This is a genomic window from Acidithiobacillus concretivorus (genome assembly GCF_018853445.1).
Lineage (GTDB): Bacteria > Pseudomonadota > Gammaproteobacteria > Acidithiobacillales > Acidithiobacillaceae > Acidithiobacillus > Acidithiobacillus concretivorus.
Genome location: NZ_JABELD010000118.1, coordinates 40,501 through 58,487 on the forward strand (window position 1 = coordinate 40,501; position 17,987 = coordinate 58,487).

At 48.0% G+C, this 17,987-nt stretch carries 23 protein-coding genes; 15 read left to right on the top strand and 8 right to left on the bottom strand.

Translation table 11 applies throughout. The annotated features are described in order from the left end of the window. Positions 1 to 97 precede the first annotated feature (97 nt). Both HJG40_RS12985 and HJG40_RS15465 read left to right on the top strand, forming a co-directional pair. The gene (locus tag HJG40_RS12985) at positions 98 to 814 is read left to right on the top strand and encodes a PAS domain-containing protein (protein ID WP_368356170.1); all 717 of its coding nucleotides are present in this window, start codon (positions 98 to 100) and stop codon (positions 812 to 814) included. Then, positions 811 to 1,056 carry a transposase gene (locus tag HJG40_RS15465; RefSeq protein ID WP_215864581.1) on the top strand — a complete coding sequence of 82 codons (246 nt, stop codon included), beginning with the start codon at positions 811 to 813 and terminating at the stop codon, positions 1,054 to 1,056. The genes HJG40_RS12985 and HJG40_RS15465 overlap by 4 nt, the downstream gene beginning before the upstream one ends. Here HJG40_RS15465 and HJG40_RS12995 read toward each other — a convergent pair. From HJG40_RS12995 to HJG40_RS13015, 5 genes are all read right to left on the bottom strand, one after another. Next, the gene (locus HJG40_RS12995) at positions 1,031 to 1,309 is read right to left on the bottom strand and encodes a hypothetical protein (RefSeq protein ID WP_215864603.1); all 279 of its coding nucleotides are present in this window, start codon (positions 1,307 to 1,309) and stop codon (positions 1,031 to 1,033) included. The genes HJG40_RS15465 and HJG40_RS12995 overlap by 26 nt on opposite strands. Before the next feature lie 99 nt (positions 1,310 to 1,408). Next, positions 1,409 to 1,612: a DUF2283 domain-containing protein gene (locus tag HJG40_RS13000; protein ID WP_215864582.1), complete on the bottom strand. Its 204-nt coding sequence runs from the start codon at positions 1,610 to 1,612 to the stop codon at positions 1,409 to 1,411. Then, on the bottom strand, positions 1,609 to 1,863 hold the full coding sequence (locus tag HJG40_RS13005) for a DUF2442 domain-containing protein (RefSeq protein ID WP_215864583.1): 255 nt from the start codon (positions 1,861 to 1,863) through the stop codon (positions 1,609 to 1,611). Before HJG40_RS13005 ends, HJG40_RS13000 begins: the two co-directional genes overlap by 4 nt. 5 nt (positions 1,864 to 1,868) lie before the next feature. After that, a complete protein-coding gene (locus HJG40_RS15470) occupies positions 1,869 to 2,075 on the bottom strand; it encodes a DUF4160 domain-containing protein (RefSeq protein WP_368356171.1) in 207 nt (68 codons plus the stop codon). Positions 2,076 to 2,119: 44 nt separating this feature from the next. After that, positions 2,120 to 2,512: a tyrosine-type recombinase/integrase gene (locus HJG40_RS13015; RefSeq protein ID WP_215864584.1), complete on the bottom strand. Its 393-nt coding sequence runs from the start codon at positions 2,510 to 2,512 to the stop codon at positions 2,120 to 2,122. Between the two features lie 576 nt (positions 2,513 to 3,088). Between HJG40_RS13015 and HJG40_RS13020 the strand changes: the two genes are divergently transcribed. From HJG40_RS13020 to HJG40_RS13060, 9 genes are all read left to right on the top strand, one after another. After that, positions 3,089 to 4,207 (top strand): KpsE/RkpR family capsule polysaccharide export protein, encoded by a 1,119-nt coding sequence (locus HJG40_RS13020; protein WP_215864585.1) that lies wholly within the window; start codon positions 3,089 to 3,091, stop codon positions 4,205 to 4,207. Then, on the top strand, positions 4,197 to 4,997 hold the full coding sequence (locus HJG40_RS13025) for an ABC transporter permease (RefSeq protein ID WP_215864586.1): 801 nt from the start codon (positions 4,197 to 4,199) through the stop codon (positions 4,995 to 4,997). The genes HJG40_RS13020 and HJG40_RS13025 overlap by 11 nt, the downstream gene beginning before the upstream one ends. 117 nt (positions 4,998 to 5,114) lie before the next feature. Continuing rightward, positions 5,115 to 7,766, top strand: coding sequence for a glycosyltransferase (locus HJG40_RS13030; RefSeq protein ID WP_215864587.1), 2,652 nt, complete (start codon positions 5,115 to 5,117; stop codon positions 7,764 to 7,766). 639 nt (positions 7,767 to 8,405) lie between these two features. Further along, a complete protein-coding gene (gene rfbA, locus HJG40_RS13035) occupies positions 8,406 to 9,305 on the top strand; it encodes a glucose-1-phosphate thymidylyltransferase RfbA (protein WP_215864588.1) in 900 nt (299 codons plus the stop codon). After that, a complete protein-coding gene (gene rfbC, locus HJG40_RS13040; protein ID WP_215864589.1) occupies positions 9,302 to 9,850 on the top strand; it encodes a dTDP-4-dehydrorhamnose 3,5-epimerase in 549 nt (182 codons plus the stop codon). The genes rfbA and rfbC overlap by 4 nt, the downstream gene beginning before the upstream one ends. Positions 9,851 to 10,030: 180 nt before the next feature. Next, positions 10,031 to 12,256: a glycosyltransferase family 2 protein gene (locus tag HJG40_RS13045; protein WP_215864590.1), complete on the top strand. Its 2,226-nt coding sequence runs from the start codon at positions 10,031 to 10,033 to the stop codon at positions 12,254 to 12,256. 58 nt (positions 12,257 to 12,314) lie between these two features. After that, entirely contained in the window at positions 12,315 to 13,076 is a 762-nt protein-coding gene (locus tag HJG40_RS13050) for a class I SAM-dependent methyltransferase (RefSeq protein ID WP_215864591.1), read from the top strand. A gap of 26 nt (positions 13,077 to 13,102) precedes the next feature. Continuing rightward, positions 13,103 to 13,993, top strand: a complete 891-nt coding sequence (locus HJG40_RS13055; RefSeq protein WP_215864592.1) for a sulfotransferase family protein — start codon at positions 13,103 to 13,105, stop codon at positions 13,991 to 13,993. A 2-nt stretch (positions 13,994 to 13,995) separates the two neighbouring features. Further along, positions 13,996 to 14,658, top strand: coding sequence for an ABC transporter ATP-binding protein (locus HJG40_RS13060; RefSeq protein WP_215864593.1), 663 nt, complete (start codon positions 13,996 to 13,998; stop codon positions 14,656 to 14,658). Positions 14,659 to 14,841: 183 nt separating this feature from the next. Here HJG40_RS13060 and HJG40_RS13065 read toward each other — a convergent pair whose 3' ends face one another. From HJG40_RS13065 to HJG40_RS13075, 3 genes are all read right to left on the bottom strand, one after another. Further along, entirely contained in the window at positions 14,842 to 15,072 is a 231-nt protein-coding gene (locus HJG40_RS13065) for a type II toxin-antitoxin system Phd/YefM family antitoxin (protein WP_215864594.1), read from the bottom strand. 238 nt (positions 15,073 to 15,310) lie between these two features. Continuing rightward, a complete protein-coding gene (locus tag HJG40_RS13070) occupies positions 15,311 to 15,460 on the bottom strand; it encodes a hypothetical protein (protein WP_264317572.1) in 150 nt (49 codons plus the stop codon). Then, positions 15,436 to 15,657, bottom strand: a complete 222-nt coding sequence (locus tag HJG40_RS13075; protein ID WP_215864604.1) for a hypothetical protein — start codon at positions 15,655 to 15,657, stop codon at positions 15,436 to 15,438. The genes HJG40_RS13070 and HJG40_RS13075 overlap by 25 nt, the downstream gene beginning before the upstream one ends. A gap of 158 nt (positions 15,658 to 15,815) precedes the next feature. Here HJG40_RS13075 and HJG40_RS13080 point away from each other — a divergent pair, with 158 nt between their 5' ends. From HJG40_RS13080 to HJG40_RS13095, 4 genes are read left to right on the top strand one after another with little or no spacing between them, the layout of a single operon-like run. Beyond that, complete coding sequence (locus HJG40_RS13080) at positions 15,816 to 16,067, top strand: type II toxin-antitoxin system Phd/YefM family antitoxin (protein ID WP_215864596.1); 252 nt, start codon at positions 15,816 to 15,818, stop codon at positions 16,065 to 16,067. Continuing rightward, the gene (locus HJG40_RS13085) at positions 16,067 to 16,537 is read left to right on the top strand and encodes a PIN domain-containing protein (protein ID WP_226857447.1); all 471 of its coding nucleotides are present in this window, start codon (positions 16,067 to 16,069) and stop codon (positions 16,535 to 16,537) included. The genes HJG40_RS13080 and HJG40_RS13085 overlap by 1 nt, the downstream gene beginning before the upstream one ends. Next, on the top strand, positions 16,534 to 17,226 hold the full coding sequence (locus tag HJG40_RS13090) for an ABC transporter ATP-binding protein (protein ID WP_226857448.1): 693 nt from the start codon (positions 16,534 to 16,536) through the stop codon (positions 17,224 to 17,226). Before HJG40_RS13085 ends, HJG40_RS13090 begins: the two co-directional genes overlap by 4 nt. A 3-nt stretch (positions 17,227 to 17,229) precedes the next feature. Beyond that, positions 17,230 to 17,985, top strand: a complete 756-nt coding sequence (locus tag HJG40_RS13095; protein ID WP_215864597.1) for a class I SAM-dependent methyltransferase — start codon at positions 17,230 to 17,232, stop codon at positions 17,983 to 17,985. The last annotated feature ends 2 nt before the right edge of the window (positions 17,986 to 17,987 follow it).

Below are 17,987 nucleotides of genomic sequence, written 5' to 3' on the forward strand. Positions count from 1 at the left end.
TTGACGCATCATCTGATGAGAATGACGCAACGGATTTTTCAGGTGATCACCGTAATGTCCCATCATCGGTGCCTAATGCGTCGGTCCCCCTTTGCCGGTGCGTAATCCGGGACACCCCCATCATCCACACTGGGTGGTACCACTTTTCCTGGGGGCACAAGGGACGCCCTATCGACATTCCGTGGTTGCCAACGTGGTGGCCCTGCTGCCCTTGCAACACGGCCAATTCCCTTTTTGGCGCAATCTGCCGCTTCCTGCCTTGAGTTCGGTCTTTCTGCTGTGCCGGGATGGCTTTCTGGAAAGCCGTTATCCGCCGCCCACGCAAAGCACCTTTGGTGCCCCCCAAAACGGCATTGCTGCCCAGTCCATCCGGGCGCATCCCCAGGCCCGCTCTGCCAGCTTTTATGGCCTGGCTACGGCAGTCAATCAATGGCGGCTCGGGGCCTGGAACCAGGTGCGGGGCTATCCGCTGGTGGCCGGTGTGGGACTGCCGCGTTCCTTTCTGCTGGCCGCCTGGTGGAATCGGATGACCGGACCTTTGGCTGCCATGCTGGCTCTGCTGCTGCTTTCGACCTTCGGCTATTGGACCTTTCGCCGCATCGGCGAAGACCGGCAGCGTGAAAGATCGGCCCATGATCTGATGTTGTGGGAGGCCAAGGAGCGGGCGGAAGTCACCCTCCATTCCATTGGTGACGGGGTGATAACGACCGACACCCAAGGTCGGATCACGGATGTCAATCCCGTGGCTGAATCCATGCTGGGTTCTGCCCGCTCAGATATTCTGGGGCAAAGCGCGGGAGATACGCGCCTATGATCAGGTCTTTCTGCTCAAAACCCTGCGCTGCCCGGTGCGGGTCGTCTGGGTCTTTCGCAAAACCCAGTGGGTGGCCTTTCTTCACGACGGATCTGACCCTCTCCGTCACCCAGATCATCGAATACTATGGCGCCCGCTGGAAAATCGAAGCCGGCTTCAAAGAAATCAAACAGGAAATCGGGAGCGCCCGCAGCCAGAACCGTACCGCCGACGCGGTCACCAACCACCTCCATTTCTGCTAATTGCTATTGTAGAAGCCCAACCGAGGGCTTCGGATTCTTCTTGGTTTATGTGAAAAAGTGGGTAGCGGAAGGGGCGATCTAGTGACGGGATAAACCTTAATTGCGCGTCGATAGGGTGGTCAGTGTAATAGCCACATTTAATCTTCCCCTCTGCCCCTAACCGCAGCAGCACATCCTCTGATCTTTCCCACCTCTCCGCCACTTCTGCCAGGGTGTAATATTCTGGCTCTAGCAACTGTGGTACGGCCATCATGCGCTCCTTCTCTGCGCTTCCTTCGGGAATAGGTGCCGATTCCAGCGGGAGAAGGGTTTCCCGTTTTCGCCCCGTCGGGCTATGAATCGGCGGTACAACTCAAATCATCATGCTGCGTGCTGCGTGCTGCGGTATAGGCCATGCGCCGGATGCCTTGGCGTCTAGGATCACGATCTCCACAATGCTTCCGTCATCGGCATAGGCAATATTCAGGTTCCAGTCTTGCGACACTTCGCGGCTGACCGGCTTATCGGTGAAGTGGAGCACCAGAATATCGTCGGTGGCGTCATAGTCGGTTTTCATGCTGCGTGCCCTTGCTGGTGCTGTAACAGGTCCAGCAGATATTCGGGTGCAAGGTCTGCGCCGTTGGGCCAGGTCACGGTATGGAACAGGCTGTGGACCTCTACCCGGCTGAACAGGTCATCATCCCGTAATGCGTCGAATACCGAGCCAGTCAGTTCTTGGGATAGGTCCACATCGCCCTCTTGTCCCGTGCTGAATCGGACGTGCAGGCGATGGCCGGGTAGTGCTTTTGCTTCGGTGATATGTAGCATGGTGATTACTCCAATGGCTCGATGGGGTGAATGGGTTCTTTTCGGCTGGCGTGTTCCCAATTGGCGGCCAGTTCGTCCAGGTGTTTTGTGCGCCAGTCCTCCACCAGTTGCAGAGCGCGGCGCGGCAGGCTTCCGGCTAATAGGGTGCCGTCCAGTCCGATCTCGGCCTCATGCCCTGCATAGTTAAGTATGAAAGTGGGGCGGCAAATGATCCCGCCAAAACATCGCTAACACGATACCGTAAAAACGGCTGATCTCAGGCATGTTTGCGCCCCTTCTTCAAAGACACAACCGCAGCAGTGGGCTTAACGCCAGCGGCCACGAGAATGGCATCGGTGCCTTTCTGCCAGGCATCGGAAACAGGGTCTTGCGCCAGCCTTGCATAAACGGCGGTGGTTTGCTGGGAATGGTGCCCTAGCCCCTTGCCGATAACGGCCAAAGATACTCCAGCATCGATCTGGAAACTTGCCAGGGTCCGGCGTAGATCATGAATACGCAAGTCCTCGATGCCAGCCCGCTCCAGTAATCGCGCCCAGCCCTTTTTAGGCTCTACAAGGTGCCCTGTCTTGCCAGTGCTGGGGAATACCCATCCTTGTGCGCCATTAGCCTCTGCGCGGGCCTGTAGCACTTCTATGGCGGCGCTGCTCAAGGGTACGGTGTATTGTCCTTAGCCGTAGTATCTGCCTAAGTGTTTGATACATCAAGATACATGGGGGTTGATAAAGTGCCATAAATGCCCGGCTTTGAGATTTGTAATCAGTGGGTCTGGGGTTCGATTCCTCTCGCCAGCACCAAATAAAACAATGGGTTGGAATTCTTGCCAAACCATTTTTTACGTCTCGGCTAGGATTCTGGCGAGAGTTTTCAAATGTCCCGCACTGCCTTTGCTGGCGAAGTGATCCGGCCATCGACACCCTACTGACCTGCATGGCGAGATTATGGACCAAAGGGGTGGATTACTGGATGACGGGAACCATCACGATTGGCATTATGCCGCAAGAAAATATCCGCGAAAAAGAAAATTGAGCCGTAAGGCAGAAAGTCCAGGCGATGCTGAATGCGTAACATGTGTAAGGTTGACGAAACACCCCAGCTTTCGCACAATGCACAAGCGGCCATTGTGAAGGCTTTGGACTCGCAACGCTAATGTAACTAGGATTTTTTCAAGGCTTGTCAGACTGTGTTGATTATGCAGAATGGTTTTAATAACTTTTAAGGATGCTGTGTGATCAAACCACTTTGGACACGAATCAAGAATCTGAACAAACTGTTTATCTGGATTGTCCTTGTTCCTACAGGGCTTTCCGTCCTGTATTTTGGGTTCATAGCTTCTCCTATTTACATTAGCGAAGCCCGTTTTGTGGTGTACAGTCCCAACCAGCGGGTGAGTAGCAGTGGACTAGCCTCCCTGCTCAGTAATCTGGGCGGCAGTAATTCCACCAGTGCAGCACAGACCATCAGTTCTTACATTTCGTCCTGGGACGGCATGATGGCGGTCAACAAGCTGTATCCGCTGAAGCAGGTTTATGGCAACGACCAGATAGATATTTTCAACCGCTTTGGTGGCGTGTTTCATCCTTATTCATCCATGGTGCGCCTGTGGCGTTACTACCAGAATATGGTGGCCGATACGCTGGACAGTACCAACGGCATCAGCGAACTGAAAGTCCGTGCTTTTAACGCCCATAATGCCCAGAAAATTAATGATTTTTTACTGGAAAAAAGTCAGGATATAGTCAATCAACTGAATGATACGGCCCGCCATCGCGCTGTGGATTATGCCAAGCAAGATGTTGAACAAGCCAAACGGACCCTAAGGGATGCCACCCTGGCCCTGGCCGAATACCGCAATAACCGCCGGGTATTCAGCCCACCCGCACAAAGCAGTTTGCAACTCGGCATGGTCAGCAAATTGCAGGACCAGTTAATCGCCATGCAAACCGAATTACAGTCCATTGCCGCTCACGCTCCGGACAACCCGCAGATACCAGTTCTCAAAAGCAGTATTCAGGCGCTGAAAGGCGAAATTGCTGCCGAACAGTCCAAGGTGACTGGGGACAGGGAATCACTAGCCAGCAAGGATATTGAATTTGAAAGGCTGACCGTCAATCAATTGCTGGCACAAAAGTTGTTGGAAGCGGCGGTGACGTCGCTGGAACAGGCACGGTTGACGGCTCAGAAGCAGGAGCTGTATCTGGAAACAATAAGCCGCCCAAATTTGCCGGATGCACCGCAGGCACCCAAACGATTTGAGGATATTCTCGCGGTATTGATTGTTTCTCTAATGGTCTGGGGCGTGATAAGCATCTTGTATGCAGGCGTGAAGGAACACCATGAACGGTAGCGCACCAAAGGAAACATTTTGGTATCAATTGCGCCTGCAACTGCGGGTGATCTGGGCGTTGATGTTGCGGGAAACGGTCACCCGATTTGGACGGGAAGGGCTGGGGATGCTGTGGATGATTGCAGAGCCAGCCCTTTTTGTGATTGGTGTAATGATTATCTTTTCATTTATTGATTCTGCATACCCATATGGAATCAGTCCTGCAGAATATCTTGCGGTCAGCTACCCGACTTTACTGTTTTGGAGAAACGGTACAGGTCGTGTGACTGGTGCCATTAATATCAATCGAGCACTTTTACACCATCAACCTATCAGACCAATGGATATTGTGTATTCGCGAATTTTTCTGGAATTTTCCAGTAGTATGGCTGTTTTTTTGTTCTTGTTTCCGATTTTTGTCGTGATAGGTATCTGCCATTACCCCGCCAGCGTCTTGACGATGGCATTAGGTTATATGTTGATCATTTGGTTTTCCTTTGGATTTGTACTGATTATGGCAGGTCTAGCAGAATTGAGCGAAACTATAGAAAAAACATCACATATTTTTTTATATCTAATGCTACCATTTAGCGGGGTATTTATTCCAACATTTATTATTCCTGAGCCGTATCGTAGTTATTTATTATACTTTCCTTTGATTGATGCAGTGGATTATTTTCATCATGGTTATTTCGGGAGTGTTGTTCCTAGTTACTATAATATTCCATATACTTTATTAGTCTTGATTGTTATGACGCTGTTCGGATTGGCGATCTCAGGTCTGGCAATAAAAAGAGTGAAAGCATCATGATCTAAATTGAAATTGCAGATTATTTCGATAAGATAGGGCGTCTATTACAATCATTAAAATGTGATAGTTTTGATAATTTATAACATAAATTTAAATTCAAACAAACAAAGGATAAAAATGAAAGAAGGAAAGGATATAAAGCGGTTGCTTAAGTTTGAAGGCTCAAGCTTTATTAACGAGGCTTATTTGCTCATTCTAAATAGAAGGCCAGACCATGAAGGACTCTCTTACTATATGCGAAGGCTAGAATTTGGTTATTCTAAAGAATCAATTATATATCAATTATATCAATCTACAGAAAGAAATGTCGAGCTTAAAAGTTCTATTTTTTTTGTAAAAATTTATCTAGTAAACAAATTTCTTAATCTACCAGTGATTAATATTTATTTAAAAATAAGAAAATATAAATATGAATTATACTCTACAAAAATAGACTATAAAAAAACCATTGAAGATATTAGCACTGATTATAACAAAATGCTACTCGAGCAAAAAGAATATGTGAAGATTCTTGAGAGAAAAATCAACGAATCGAATAACGATAATTTTTGTGATTCTCAAATTGATCACAGCGAAAATTCTGAACAATTTAAAAAAATTATATTATTAACCATGGTTAAGAATGAAGCTGATATTATAGAATCATTTATACGTCATAATCACATTTTTTTTGATAAGCTGATAATTATAGATAACGGATCAACAGATGGAACAAGAGATATTTTAGAAAGTTTGAAAAGAGAAGGCATTTCAATCGAAATAGAATCAGATATGGAGGCTGGTTACTCACAGAAAGAAAAAATGATTAGACGCTATACTGAATTAACAAAGCATGAAAAATTCGATTTTTTGGTTATTATTGATGCTGATGAATTTATTAATTCAAATGATAAGGATTACTTAAGAAGAACATTACAACATAAGGATACTAAATATTTTTTTGAATGGGCTAATTATGTACCGATAGGGATTGGTTATAACGATATCTCTGATCCTCTGCGAAGAATCACTCGTAGGAATGCTAAAAAAAGTTTAAGAAAAGTGGTGATTCCTAATTTTGGTGATGAATCTATTTTTGTGCAAATTTGGCAAGGGAATCATGACTTTGACTTTAGTGTTCGTCATTTGCATTTTGCCATTTTAGAAGTGAAACTAGCTCATTTCCCTGTCCGTAGTATCAATCAAATAGAATCAAAAGCTATAATTGGTTGGTTATCTTATTTGATAAAAAATAGAAATGCAAAATGGTCACATGAGGGGCTTCAGTGGCGAGTTATATATGAAAGAATACAAGATGGAGATATTAGCGAACAAGATTTGAGTATAATAGCAAATTGTTATTCAGACGTTGAAAATATTAATTTTGATAATAAATTAATAGATGGTAATTTAATTTATGATCCAGTTATGCCCAATTACAATTCGATAAAATATTGGTCTGAACCTTCAAAAGCTTTGTCGAAAGCTGCACAATTTTGCGAAAAAATTATTAATAAAAACTGGGAACTTCGTAGCGATTTGGAAGTGACAAGAAAAGTTGATTCTGACAAACAAAGGGTTGAAAGTTCTTCCGTCCATTCAAGTAGCAAAGATCATTCTATTGAAACAAAAGAGGCTATCAATAGAGATGATGATATTGCAAATAAATATCTTGTAAAAAATTTATTTAAAAATGCAAATAATATTGATATAATTTTCATTTCGGAATTTAAGCATGTTAAATTTCAGACGCTAAGATATCGTTGTTTTAATCTTATAGATTATCTTTCTACGAAAGGATGGAATTGTGGTGTTATTTATTCCGGTGAGGTTGGTGAACAATGGTTTACAGATTTGCATCCAACCATCGCTGTATTCATCCGCGTGGAACAAAGTACAGCTATAAAAAACTTAATTAGTAGATACAGAAAAAATGGTGTTAAAATTATATTTGATATAGATGATCTTGTTTTTGATGAAATAGTTTTTCTACAAAAAATCACTGTACCAGGTATTTCTAAGATACCGGAATTGTTAAATTCTGAATGGGCAAGCCCATATCGTGAAGAAGCACGATTTTATCGGCATGTTATTCAGTTAGCAGACGCAGTAACAACTACAACCCCGTATTTGGCTAATGAAATTTCACCTTTAAATAAAAACGTATTTGTTATTAAAAACTCACTGAGCAATTTCCAAGTTGAGATTGCTAAAACTCTTTCTTTGAGTCGGCAAGATAATTATATTCGAGTGGGTTATTTTTCTGGATCACCAACTCATAATGCAGATTTCTTGATTGCAGCGGAACCGCTGTATTCTATAATGCGCCGGTATAGGAATGTCAAATTAGTTGTTGTTGGTTTTATTCAATTACCAGATTTTTTGCACGCATTGGGTGATGACCGAATCGAAAAGCACCCTCCACTAGATTCTATTGGTTATTTTGAGATCATTGGTCAGTGTGATATTTGCATCGCTCCTCTTGAGGATAATGTTTTTAATCAAGGAAAATCTGAGCTGAAGGTATTTGAAGCATCTGCATGGGGTATTCCTACTATTGCTTCAGCCACGGACACATTAACGCGATGCATAACTGATGGTTTTAATGGTATTATCGCAAATGATAGGCATTCATGGGAGATTGCTCTAGATAAACTTGTTTCTGATCCAATCTATAGAAAGAAAATAGGTGACATGGCGCGTAACACCATTGCAAATGACTTTTCTTTCATCAAGTCTGGTTTTGCCGCAGAGAAATTATATTCTAACATTATTACACATATCAATTAACCAAAGGTTAAACTGATGCTATGGTATTTAAATATAGTGTTGTTCATCTAAGCTTTGACGTAATTAAATACTAATTAAGCAACGAAGTTAGGCGATGATATACGACATATTAACGTCAAGAGATAGTAAGCGGGAGAGCAAATTTACAATGATGTTTATTTCGAAGTTCCGATGTAAGGTGGTTTATGATATGTTTTGAGATGGTCTTGGGGATATATTTCGGGTCTTGGTACGCTATAAAAAGTTGGGTATAATTTTTGATGACCACTGCCGCGCCATCGCCCGAGTTCTGGATTCTGGACAACAGGGTGAGGCCTACATTGTTGGTGGGCACAATGAGGTGCGTAACATCGATGTGGTGCATACGCTTTGTGACTTACTTGACCGTCTTCGTTCACGTACAGACGGCCAAAGCTATCGAACTCGAATTACTTTTGTCACTGACCGCCCCGGCCATGATCGCCGTTAAGCTATTGATGCCAGCAAGATTGGCCGCGAACTCGGCTGGGTACCACAGGAAACTTTCACCACAGGACTGGAGCGCACCGTACAATGGTATCTCGACCATACTGAATGGGTGGAGCACGTCACCAGCGGTACCTATCGGCAATGGATGAACCAGCAATACGGAGCAACGGCATGAGTGGTGACCCCAAGCAAGTTCAACGCAAAGGTATTATCTTAGCAGGAGGTTCCGGTACCCGGTTGCATCCGGTAACCCAGGCACTCAGCAAACAACTTTTACCGGTGTACGACAAGCCGATGATTTATTATCCGCTTTCCACACTGATGCTGGCGGGCATACGCGAGATACTGATCATATCCACACCACAGGATACGCCACGCTTCTCTCAATTGCTGGGTGATGGCAGCCAGTGGGGTTTGAATCTGCAATATGCGGTGCAGCCAACACCGGATGGACTTGCACAGGCTTTTGTTATTGGTCGCGACTTCTTGGGTGATGCCCCCAGTGCCTTGGTCCTGGGTGACAACCTTTTCTGGGGTCATGACCTGCAAAGTGAACTGCAAGCCGTGAATACCCGGACTTCAGGGGCTACGGTCTTTGCCTACCACGTGCATGACCCAGAACGCTATGGCGTGGTGGATTTTGACCATAGCGGCAAGGCGCTCTCTATTGAAGAAAAGCCTGCCCAACCCAAAAGCAACTACGCGGTGACCGGCCTGTACTTTTACGATGAGCAGGTATGTGAGATTGCGGCTAGCCTCAAACCTTCACCCCGTGGGGAATTGGAAATCACCGACGTGAATCGCGTTTATCTGGCACAAGGCGCGCTGCAGGTGCAAACTCTGGGTCGTGGTTTTGCCTGGCTGGACACCGGTACGCACGAAAGTTTGCTGGAAGCGGGCCAGTTCATCGCCACTATTGAAAAGCGTCAAGGCTTGAAGATTGCCTGTCCGGAAGAAATCGCCTGGCGGGCCAAATGGATTGACAACACGCAGATCGAAAACCTGGCTGCACCTCTGCACAAGAGCGGATACGGCCAGTATTTACTTAGAATTTTGCAGGAGAAAGTATGAACGTCATTCCTACCGATATTCCCGAAGTGCTGATTCTCGAACCCAAGGTCTTTGGTGATGCGCGCGGATTTTTTCTGGAAAGCTTCAACCGCAAGACCTTTCAAAGCGTTTCTGGACGCGACCTGGACTTTGTGCAGGATAATCACTCCCGTTCTGCCAAGCATGTATTACGAGGATTGCACTATCAGCTCGTCAAGCCGCAAGGCAAGCTAGTAAGGGTAGTATCCGGTCGGGTTTGGGACGTAGCGGTGGATCTTCGGCGTAGCTCACCCAATTTCGGGAAATGGGTGGGCGTGGAACTCTCTGCGGACAATCATCGACAGTTCTGGGTACCACCCGGTTTTGGACATGGTTTTGTGGTTTTATCAGAGCAGGCTGATTTTCTCTACAAAACGACAGAATACTGGTATCCCGAATATGACCGCAGCATCGTGTGGAATGATCCACAACTTGCGATCGCTTGGCCACTGGAAGGGGAAACCCCGCAATTGGCGGCAAAAGACGCTGCCGCACCGCAATTTGCACATGCCGAAGTCTATGACTGATGTAGTCACTGCAACCTTTTTGAAAGAACGGTTGGCTTGTGAGGCTTCCACAATGCTTTCAGAATTTGATTTGGACTGGACACGTTGAAGGTTGCGCGCCCCTCGCAGCCTTTATCTGATGCTGAACGTGTTTCTCAAGTCAAAGGGCGGCTATTACCGCTAACCCCTGTTGCCCGGTTTATGGAATGGTGGATTGAACGATTACCGCGCCGTCTTGTGTCCGTGCGATTGGTTCCTCAAGAAAATGTTGCGGAAATTGACGGTCTATCTGGAGAATATAAGGGGATTTCTGAATGGCCATCCCTCTCGGTAGAAATAACCTCAGATTTTGCCAAAGGGGGCTGGTTTTATCTGGAAGCGGCACTGGTGCGCCATACAGGAGACCGTGAAGCCCGCTTTTTTGGCAAGAGTGGTGATGATGCCTGCACTGAATTTGAAATTCCTATCTCCAGCAATTTGCGTGGCTCAATACGGGAAGTGTTCTATCTGCCGGGTCCAGTGGCTACCTTGTTTTGGTCGCCAATGCGGGCACCGGGATTTTTTTCACAAAGTCACCTGTTGGTCCACCGTATCAGTGGCGTTGAGAGTTTTTTCAGGCGAACGCATCGCGTTGTTGAAACACTTGTGGCCTTGCGGGGGAGTAGCGGTAAAGCACGCGGTGGTCTGACCTGGCGTGGCGCAGTGTTTCATCTGCAAGACGCTTACATTCGCACCGCGCGTCTTAAAATTCAGCGTTACCATAGTCCTGATTACGGCGAGTTTCTGGCGCGGCATGACACTATCAAGGCGGCTGAATTGAATGCGATTATGGCATCCATACAGGCGGCAGAGGCAAAACCGGTAATCTGCCTGATGGTGCTTTTGCGGGATGCGGAACCCTCTATGCTTGCAAAAATGCTCACTGCCGTTCGGAATCAGCTATACCCTCATTGGGAGCTCCTGCTGGGTATGGATGGGCGTATCTCTATTGAATGTCGCGCGCTGCTGGAAAATGCGCACCGCGAAGATGCGCGTATCATTCTTGAAGAAGTAGATGGTTTATCCGATATGGCGGCAGGACTGAACGCTTTGCTGCAACGGGTCAATGGCGATTTTTTTGCGGTCCTTAACCAGCATGACCTGCTGCCGGAGCATGCATTCGTTTTTGTGGCGAAAGCCATTCAATCCCAAAGCGATGCGCTGGTGATCTACGCAGATCATGATCGGATGGATGATCGGGGTTGCAGGTACGCTCCACACTTCAAACCGGACTGGAACCCGGATTTTTTTACCGCCTATGACTATATGGGCAATTTGCGTTTGTGGCATACGAAGACAGTGCGTCGCTTGGGTGGTTTTCGGCGGGGTTTTGATGGAGCAGAGTGCTATGACCTGACCCTGCGCTGTATAGCCCACTGTACGCATGAGCAGATTGTCCATATACCGCGCGTCTTATGTCACAGCAGGGATTTGGACGAGCAGGATGCCAATATGGAAGCCGGGCTACGCGCTGTTTCCGACCATTTCGAGAGGCTGGGCGCGGTTGTGGTTGCGGGAGACTTGCCGGGGATTTATCGCGTATGTCATCCAATACCCTCATCCGCGCCGCTGGTCAGCATCCTTATTCCTACTCGTGACAAACTCGACATTCTGCAAGCTTGTGTGGAAAGCGTTCAGCAACGCACCGACTATGGTGCTTGGGAAGTAGTCATTGTGGATAATGGCTCGGTGGAAGCGCAGACCTTGGCATGGTTTGAAACTATCCAGCAGGATCCAAGAATTCGGGTGATTTCTTACCCCTTGCCCTTCAATTACTCGGCCATCAACAACTTTGCCGTAGAGCATGCGCAAGGTGAAGTGATCGTATTGCTGAACAATGATATTGAAGTAATCCGTCAAGACTGGCTCACAGAAATGGTAGGCCATGCGCTGCGCCCTGAGATTGGCGCAGTAGGGGCCAAACTGCTTTACCCCAATAATATGGTTCAGCATGCGGGTGTGGTGCTCGGTATTGGTGGTGTGGCAGGTCATGTTCATCGTTATCTGGGCGGTACCGAGCCGGGATATTATTTCCGTGCCGTTGCCACACAGAATTATTCTGTGGTCACGGCCGCTTGTCTGGCGGTACGCAAGTCGGTTTTCGCAGAGGTCGGTGGGCTGGATGCCATCAACCTGAAAGTTGCATTCAATGATGTAGATTTCTGCCTGAAACTGCTCAAGGCGGGTTACCGGAATGTCTTTACACCCTATGCTTTACTTTATCATCATGAATCCCTCAGCCGGGGGCATGACGATACACCGGATAAAAAAGCGATTTTTGAGCAGGAATTCGGGTACATGAAAACCTGCTGGGGAAAGAGAACCGATCCTGCCTATAATCCCAATTTAAGTCTGGAGTTTGAAGACTTTTCTTTAAAAAGGTTTTGAGGGTTGCAATACATAAGCCGGAAGACGTCTGATCTGATCCCAACTAATGAGGCTGCCAATGTCTGATACAGACTCAGATTGGCAGCACATTGCCCGCACTCAGCCTTATTATGGGGTATTGAGGGATCCTGCATTTCGGGAGTCGCAACTTTCTGACGATCAACGGGCCCTTTTTTTTGATTCTGGGCAGAGTCACGTCAATATGGTCCTGGATCAGTGTACGCGCTTATTTGGTGATAATGGGTTTACGGGAAACGCCCTGGACTTTGGTTGTGGAGTAGGTCGGCTCACCTTGCCTCTTTCCCGGCATTTTACGCAGGTAGTTGGATTGGATGTGGCGCCCGCCATGCTCAGCGAAGCCCAACGTTATGCGAATTTGCTCGGTGCCCAAAATGTGCGTTGGCTGTTGGCGGATGACGCGCTTTCAGCAATTGACCAGATGCATTTTGATTTCATGTTATCGTTTATTGTGTTTCAACATATTCCTGAAGCACGCGGACAGAGGATACTGAAAAAGTTATTGCAGCGACTGGCACCGGGGGGCATAGGGGTGTTCCATTTCAAGTATGCGCAAGTAAATCCTGGAAACCGGTTTTACACTTTTTTGAGCCATCAGTTGCCGGGAGGCAGGTTCTTGGTGAATTTTTTACGGGGTAAACCCTTGCGTGAACCGCATATGCAAATGAATGCATATAATCTGAATAGCCTGATGCAGACGATTCAATCTGAAGGTATTCACGAAATCCATGTTCGGCTGGGAGATCATGGCGGCCACTGGGGCGTTGAAATGTATGTGCGGCGGGATGCTGAGACACTTTAGGACTGAATTACAGGAGCGTCATCACTATGGCCAACCCTTGTTGGATACCCGTGCTAGGGATGCATCGCAGTGGTACCAGTGCCATGACCTGTGGCCTTCGGGCTTTGGGTGCGCAATTGGGGCAGAATCTGATGGAGCCTGTGCCCGATGTTAATCCCAAAGGCTTTTGGGAGGACATGGACATTTATCATTTGAATGAGGAAATGCTCCAGGCATTGGGTACCCAGTGGTATCAAAGTACCCCCTTATCGCAAGGGCAGGTGGATTGGTTGCTTGCCAACGGATATCTGGAAAAAGCCGTGACCTTGCTGCAAGGTAAACGGTTGGATTCACAAGCTTTTGCGTTTAAAGACCCCCGGTTATGCCGCCTGTTGGCATTTTGGCAGGAAGTGCTGAAAGTTGCCGGTGGATCTGTGGCGTATTTTCTGGCGTTGCGGAATCCTGTCAGCATTGCCGATTCTCTGCAGAAGCGTGATGGCATGGACCGCACCCAAAGTTATTTGCTCTGGTTGACGCATACGGTGAACAGCATTTTGCTGACCAACGGCCAGCGACGGGTGCTGGTCAACTTTGACGTTTTGATTAAAGCGCCAGAAGCACAGTTGTACCGGATTGCTGATCGTCTGGAGCTGGCAGTAGAGAAAGATCGACTGGCAAAATATGTGGGGAATTTTCTCGATAAAAACTTGCGCCATACGCGCCACACGCAAGTCGATTTGGCACAGGATCCCGATTGTCCTGAATTCATAGTCGGGCTTTATCGGGATCTTCTGGCTGTAGCGCAGGATAGAAAAGACCTGGAAGCACCTGCCATCCAAAAACGCCTGAAACAGGCCTGGAAAAGCGTGCATGCCATGCTTCCACTCATGCAGGCAATGGATCGGATGATTGACGCAAAAATCAGGGGGACAAGCTAAGCATGCATGAAAACAGTCTGGTACTCTCCAATATCAGCAAGTCGTTTCCCATCCATCATGGTAGGGATAAGCGTTTGATATTGGATGATGTTTCATTTGTGGTTCAGCCTGGTGAGCGCTGGGGAATTATGGGCTCAAATGGTGCCGGTAAATCAACCCTCATCCAGATTATCAGTGGTTCACTACGGGCGGACGCCGGAACCGTCCATCGTGGTATGGCGGTCTCCTGGCCGTTGGCTTTTGGTGGCGCTTTTCAGCCCGGTTTGACGGGCCGCGACAACGCCCGTCTCATCGCTCGGGTATATGGCGTTGATGTGAAAGAAACCGTGGAAAAAGTGCAAGATTTCGCGGAACTGGGCATTTATCTCGATGAGCCGGTCAAGAGCTATTCTTCAGGTATGAGTTCCCGCTTGAGTTTTGCTATCAGTATGGCAGTAGAGTTTGATTGCTATCTGGTGGATGAGGTGATTTCGGTAGGCGATGCGCGTTTCAACCGCCGCTGTGAGGATGAGCTGAAACGCCGGTCAAATAATGCACTGATTTTGGTATCCCATCATGTCGATCTGATCCGCAGTAACTGCGATCATGTCGCCATCCTCGAAAATGGTCGTTTGCGTGTGATCGACGACCTCGACGAAGCGGTCAATTACTATACGAATATGTGATATGTCGGACAGGTGCATTGAAAGGGTCCATATATTTGAGCAAGGTTAGCATGGAGCCTCGAAACTGGAGTTGTTGGGTCAGAAAAGCTTTTTTGCCGCTCAGTTCCCGCTGGTGAATGCGCATCCAGCGTTTTTGCGGCAGCAAATATGGGTGTCGGGTCAAACGTTCGCTGCAACGATTTGTTAGCTGCGGGCTTCACGCTCGCGCCCTTCGCGAACAGAGCTGACAATTTCGTCTCGGCTGAGATTCAACTTCACGCCCTTGATATCCAGAGGAGACGGAGATTCCTGAACCGGGCGGATTAGGAATGCGCGACCATCTCGGCGTGTGATTTTAACCGCCCCTTCAAGTTGGGCTGAATCGAGTACTGACGAGAACTTTTGACGAGCTTCAGAGAATGTGTAGACCTTCATGAGCTAGACCTCCAGGACTTTGATGCCCAAGGACTCAGCCACCTGGAACTCCAATGCCCGATCTCGGCCTGGTTCATATGTGACAACCGCGATGAGTACTGATGTATCGATGGTGATGAGCATGTCTTACACCTGTACAATTGCACTATTATATCAGGTCTTGCTCCAAGCAGCTAACGCTGATGTGTTGAGCGTAGAAAACCTAAGGCACAAGCTGCCAGCAATGCCCAGGCCGCAACTAAAAAGTAGCGGGGATGTCCCCCATACGTCGGAAAGTGGCATTGAAAGGGTCCATATATTTGAGCAAGGTCAGCATGGAACCACGAAACTGGAGCTGTTGGGTCATAAAGGCTTTTTTGCCGCTCAGTTCTCTCTGGTGAATGCGCATCCAGGTTTCCTGGCTGGCATGCACGCGCAGTTGGGCTTTTTTCGGCGGGGTTTCTGCAATCCCTTGGGGTAATCTTTGTCCAGCCAGCCGTATTCAATGCTGGCATTGAAGCCTTTCAGTGCCGCTGCCAATGATGCATCTGCGCTGCAATGTGCGGCGTAGGCTTCCATCCAGGGAATGCTCAGAAAGCGATCCATAATTTCTCCGATACTATATGCAGTCTGACTGAATCCTGTTCGGCAGAAATCTGCAAGGCTTTGCTGTACGCTGACTTTGGGCAACTCGCGCTTGAATTTTCCGAATGAAAGCCCTATTGTGACCACTAGTGACTACTTTTTGTGAGGGGGATCTAATCATGCTGACGATCAATCTCAAAGATGCCAAGGCAAAACTTTCCAGTATGGTGAATGAAGCCATGAATGGGGAGTTGGTGACCATTACCCGACACGGTAAACCGGTTGCAGCACTGGTATCTGTGGATTTCGCGGAAGCCGTCCACAAGTCAATGCAGGCAAAACCTGCGGGTTTTGTGCACTACCTCAAAACTTTTCCTGGAGAGACTTTATTTGAGCGGAACCCAACGCCATCACGCAATATCGAGTTGTGATGGGTTTTCTGCTTGACACTGACGTTATATCCATGTTCTCGCCAGTACAGAATACGGTTTCCCCACTTTTTCTGGATTGGCTGGAAAACATGGACAGGGAAAACCGGGTGTTCATGTCGGTGGTAACGATCCACGAGATCGAAAAGGGCATTGCGCTTTTGGACAGCAAAGGGGCTACGGCAAAAGCGTCTGATCTCCGAATATGGCTTTTGGGATTGATGACGACTTATGGAGATAAAATCCTCGGGTTAGATGCCCTTGGTGCCGCAGTGTCCGGCCAACTGGAAGCTGGATCCATAGCGGCTGGTCATCATCCAGGCATGGCGGATGCAGTGATTGCGGGCATAGCGAAGGTCAATGATCACGTTGTGATTACGCGCAATATCAAGCACTACCTGTCCTTGGGTATAGAGGTGGCTACCCCGGATCAAGCTGTCATATCATGGAATCCTGGCAGCAGCAGAAGATGAAAAATAGCGCACGAAAGGCCATATCCATGAATGAAAACAGCTTGATTCTTTCTGGTATCAGCAAATCCTTCCCCATCCACCATGGTCGGGATATTCGCCTGATTCTGGATGATATTTCTCTGGAAATTCATCCTGGTGAGCGCTGGGGTATTATGGGACCGAACGGGGCGGGTAAATCCACCCTCATTCAGATTATCAGCGGCTCCTTGCGCGCTGATGCAGGAACCGTGCATCGCGGTATGACAGTTTCCTGGCCCTTGGCTTTTGGGGGTGCTTTTCAGGGGAGTTTGACGGGGCGTGATAATGCTCGTCTCATTGCCCGGGTTTATGGGGCTGATGTGAAGGAAACGGTGGCGCAGGTGGAAGACTTTGCCGAACTCGGTATTTATCTGGATGAGCCGGTGAAAAGTTATTCGTCGGGTATGAATTCGCGCCTGAGTTTTGCCATCAGTATGGCGGTGGATTTTGACTGTTATCTGGTGGATGAAGTGATTTCGGTGGGCGATGCGCGTTTTAATCGCCGCTGTGAGGATGAACTGAAACGGCGGGCCACCAAGGCGATGGTGCTGGTCTCTCACCATTCTGATCTGATTCTGGGTAATTGTGATCATGCCGCCATTCTCGAAAACGGGCGTTTGCGGGTCATTGAGGACATCAATGAAGCCGTGCATTACTATACGAATATGTAAGCCATGCTTCCTGACAGTAATGCCGATTGGCAGCATATTGCGCGCGAGCGGCCTTATTTTGGGGTGTTGAGTGAGGCGGCTTATGCTGCGCAAGAACTTTCTGATGCGCAGCTTGCGCAATTTTTGGATTCCGGTCAGCGTTACGTCAATATGGTGTTGGATCAATGTACGCGCTTTTTTGGCGCCCATTGGCAGACGGGCAGTGCGCTGGATTTTGGCTGCGGAGTCGGGCGGTTGTCCTTGCCTTTGGCGCGGCGCTTTGGGCAGGTAACGGGGCTGGATGTGGCTCCGGCGATGCTCAGCGAAGCCCGGCGCCTTGCCCAATTAGCCAATCTGCACAATGTGCACTGGCTATTGGCCGATGACCCACTTTCGGAAATTGCCAGCAAACAGTTTGACTTTATGCTTTCTTTTATTGTGTTTCAGCATATTCCTGAAGCACGCGGACAACGTCTCTTGCAGCAGTTATTGACCCATCTGGCACCGGGTGGAATGGCGGTTTTTCATTTCAAATACGCACAAGTCACGCCTCGACATCCGTGGTCCACTTTTTTGAGTCACCACGTACCGGGTGGCCGTTGGCTGGTCAATGCCCTGCGTGGGAAACCACTGCAAGAACCGCACATGCAAATGAATGCCTACAATCTGAACCGTCTGGTTCAATCTTTTCAGGAAGCCGGTATTCAGGAGATCCATACCCGCCTGGAAGATCACGGCGGCCATTGGGGTGTGGAAATGTATGTACGGCGGGGTGCATAGGC

Excerpts from the sequence above, each read along its gene's own strand:
- HJG40_RS13045 (WP_215864590.1), top strand. The coding sequence starts at position 10,031 with ATGGAATGGTGGATTGAACGATTACCGCGCCGTCTTGTGTCCGTGCGA.
- HJG40_RS13075 (WP_215864604.1), bottom strand. The coding sequence starts at position 15,657 with ATGGATCGCTTTCTGAGCATTCCCTGGATGGAAGCCTACGCCGCACAT.
- HJG40_RS13090 (WP_226857448.1), top strand. The coding sequence starts at position 16,534 with ATGAAAAATAGCGCACGAAAGGCCATATCCATGAATGAAAACAGCTTG.
- HJG40_RS13095 (WP_215864597.1), top strand. The coding sequence starts at position 17,230 with ATGCTTCCTGACAGTAATGCCGATTGGCAGCATATTGCGCGCGAGCGG.
- HJG40_RS13085 (WP_226857447.1), top strand. The coding sequence starts at position 16,067 with ATGGGTTTTCTGCTTGACACTGACGTTATATCCATGTTCTCGCCAGTA.
- HJG40_RS13065 (WP_215864594.1), bottom strand. The coding sequence starts at position 15,072 with ATGAAGGTCTACACATTCTCTGAAGCTCGTCAAAAGTTCTCGTCAGTA.
- HJG40_RS15465 (WP_215864581.1), top strand. The coding sequence starts at position 811 with ATGATCAGGTCTTTCTGCTCAAAACCCTGCGCTGCCCGGTGCGGGTCG.
- HJG40_RS13005 (WP_215864583.1), bottom strand. The coding sequence starts at position 1,863 with ATGCTACATATCACCGAAGCAAAAGCACTACCCGGCCATCGCCTGCAC.
- HJG40_RS13070 (WP_264317572.1), bottom strand. The coding sequence starts at position 15,460 with ATGCGCATTCACCAGAGAGAACTGAGCGGCAAAAAAGCCTTTATGACC.
- HJG40_RS13080 (WP_215864596.1), top strand. The coding sequence starts at position 15,816 with ATGCTGACGATCAATCTCAAAGATGCCAAGGCAAAACTTTCCAGTATG.
- rfbC (WP_215864589.1), top strand. The coding sequence starts at position 9,302 with ATGAACGTCATTCCTACCGATATTCCCGAAGTGCTGATTCTCGAACCC.
- HJG40_RS13050 (WP_215864591.1), top strand. The coding sequence starts at position 12,315 with ATGTCTGATACAGACTCAGATTGGCAGCACATTGCCCGCACTCAGCCT.
- HJG40_RS13060 (WP_215864593.1), top strand. The coding sequence starts at position 13,996 with ATGCATGAAAACAGTCTGGTACTCTCCAATATCAGCAAGTCGTTTCCC.
- HJG40_RS13025 (WP_215864586.1), top strand. The coding sequence starts at position 4,197 with ATGAACGGTAGCGCACCAAAGGAAACATTTTGGTATCAATTGCGCCTG.
- HJG40_RS13055 (WP_215864592.1), top strand. The coding sequence starts at position 13,103 with ATGGCCAACCCTTGTTGGATACCCGTGCTAGGGATGCATCGCAGTGGT.
- rfbA (WP_215864588.1), top strand. The coding sequence starts at position 8,406 with ATGAGTGGTGACCCCAAGCAAGTTCAACGCAAAGGTATTATCTTAGCA.
- HJG40_RS13030 (WP_215864587.1), top strand. The coding sequence starts at position 5,115 with ATGAAAGAAGGAAAGGATATAAAGCGGTTGCTTAAGTTTGAAGGCTCA.
- HJG40_RS13000 (WP_215864582.1), bottom strand. The coding sequence starts at position 1,612 with ATGAAAACCGACTATGACGCCACCGACGATATTCTGGTGCTCCACTTC.
- HJG40_RS12995 (WP_215864603.1), bottom strand. The coding sequence starts at position 1,309 with ATGATGGCCGTACCACAGTTGCTAGAGCCAGAATATTACACCCTGGCA.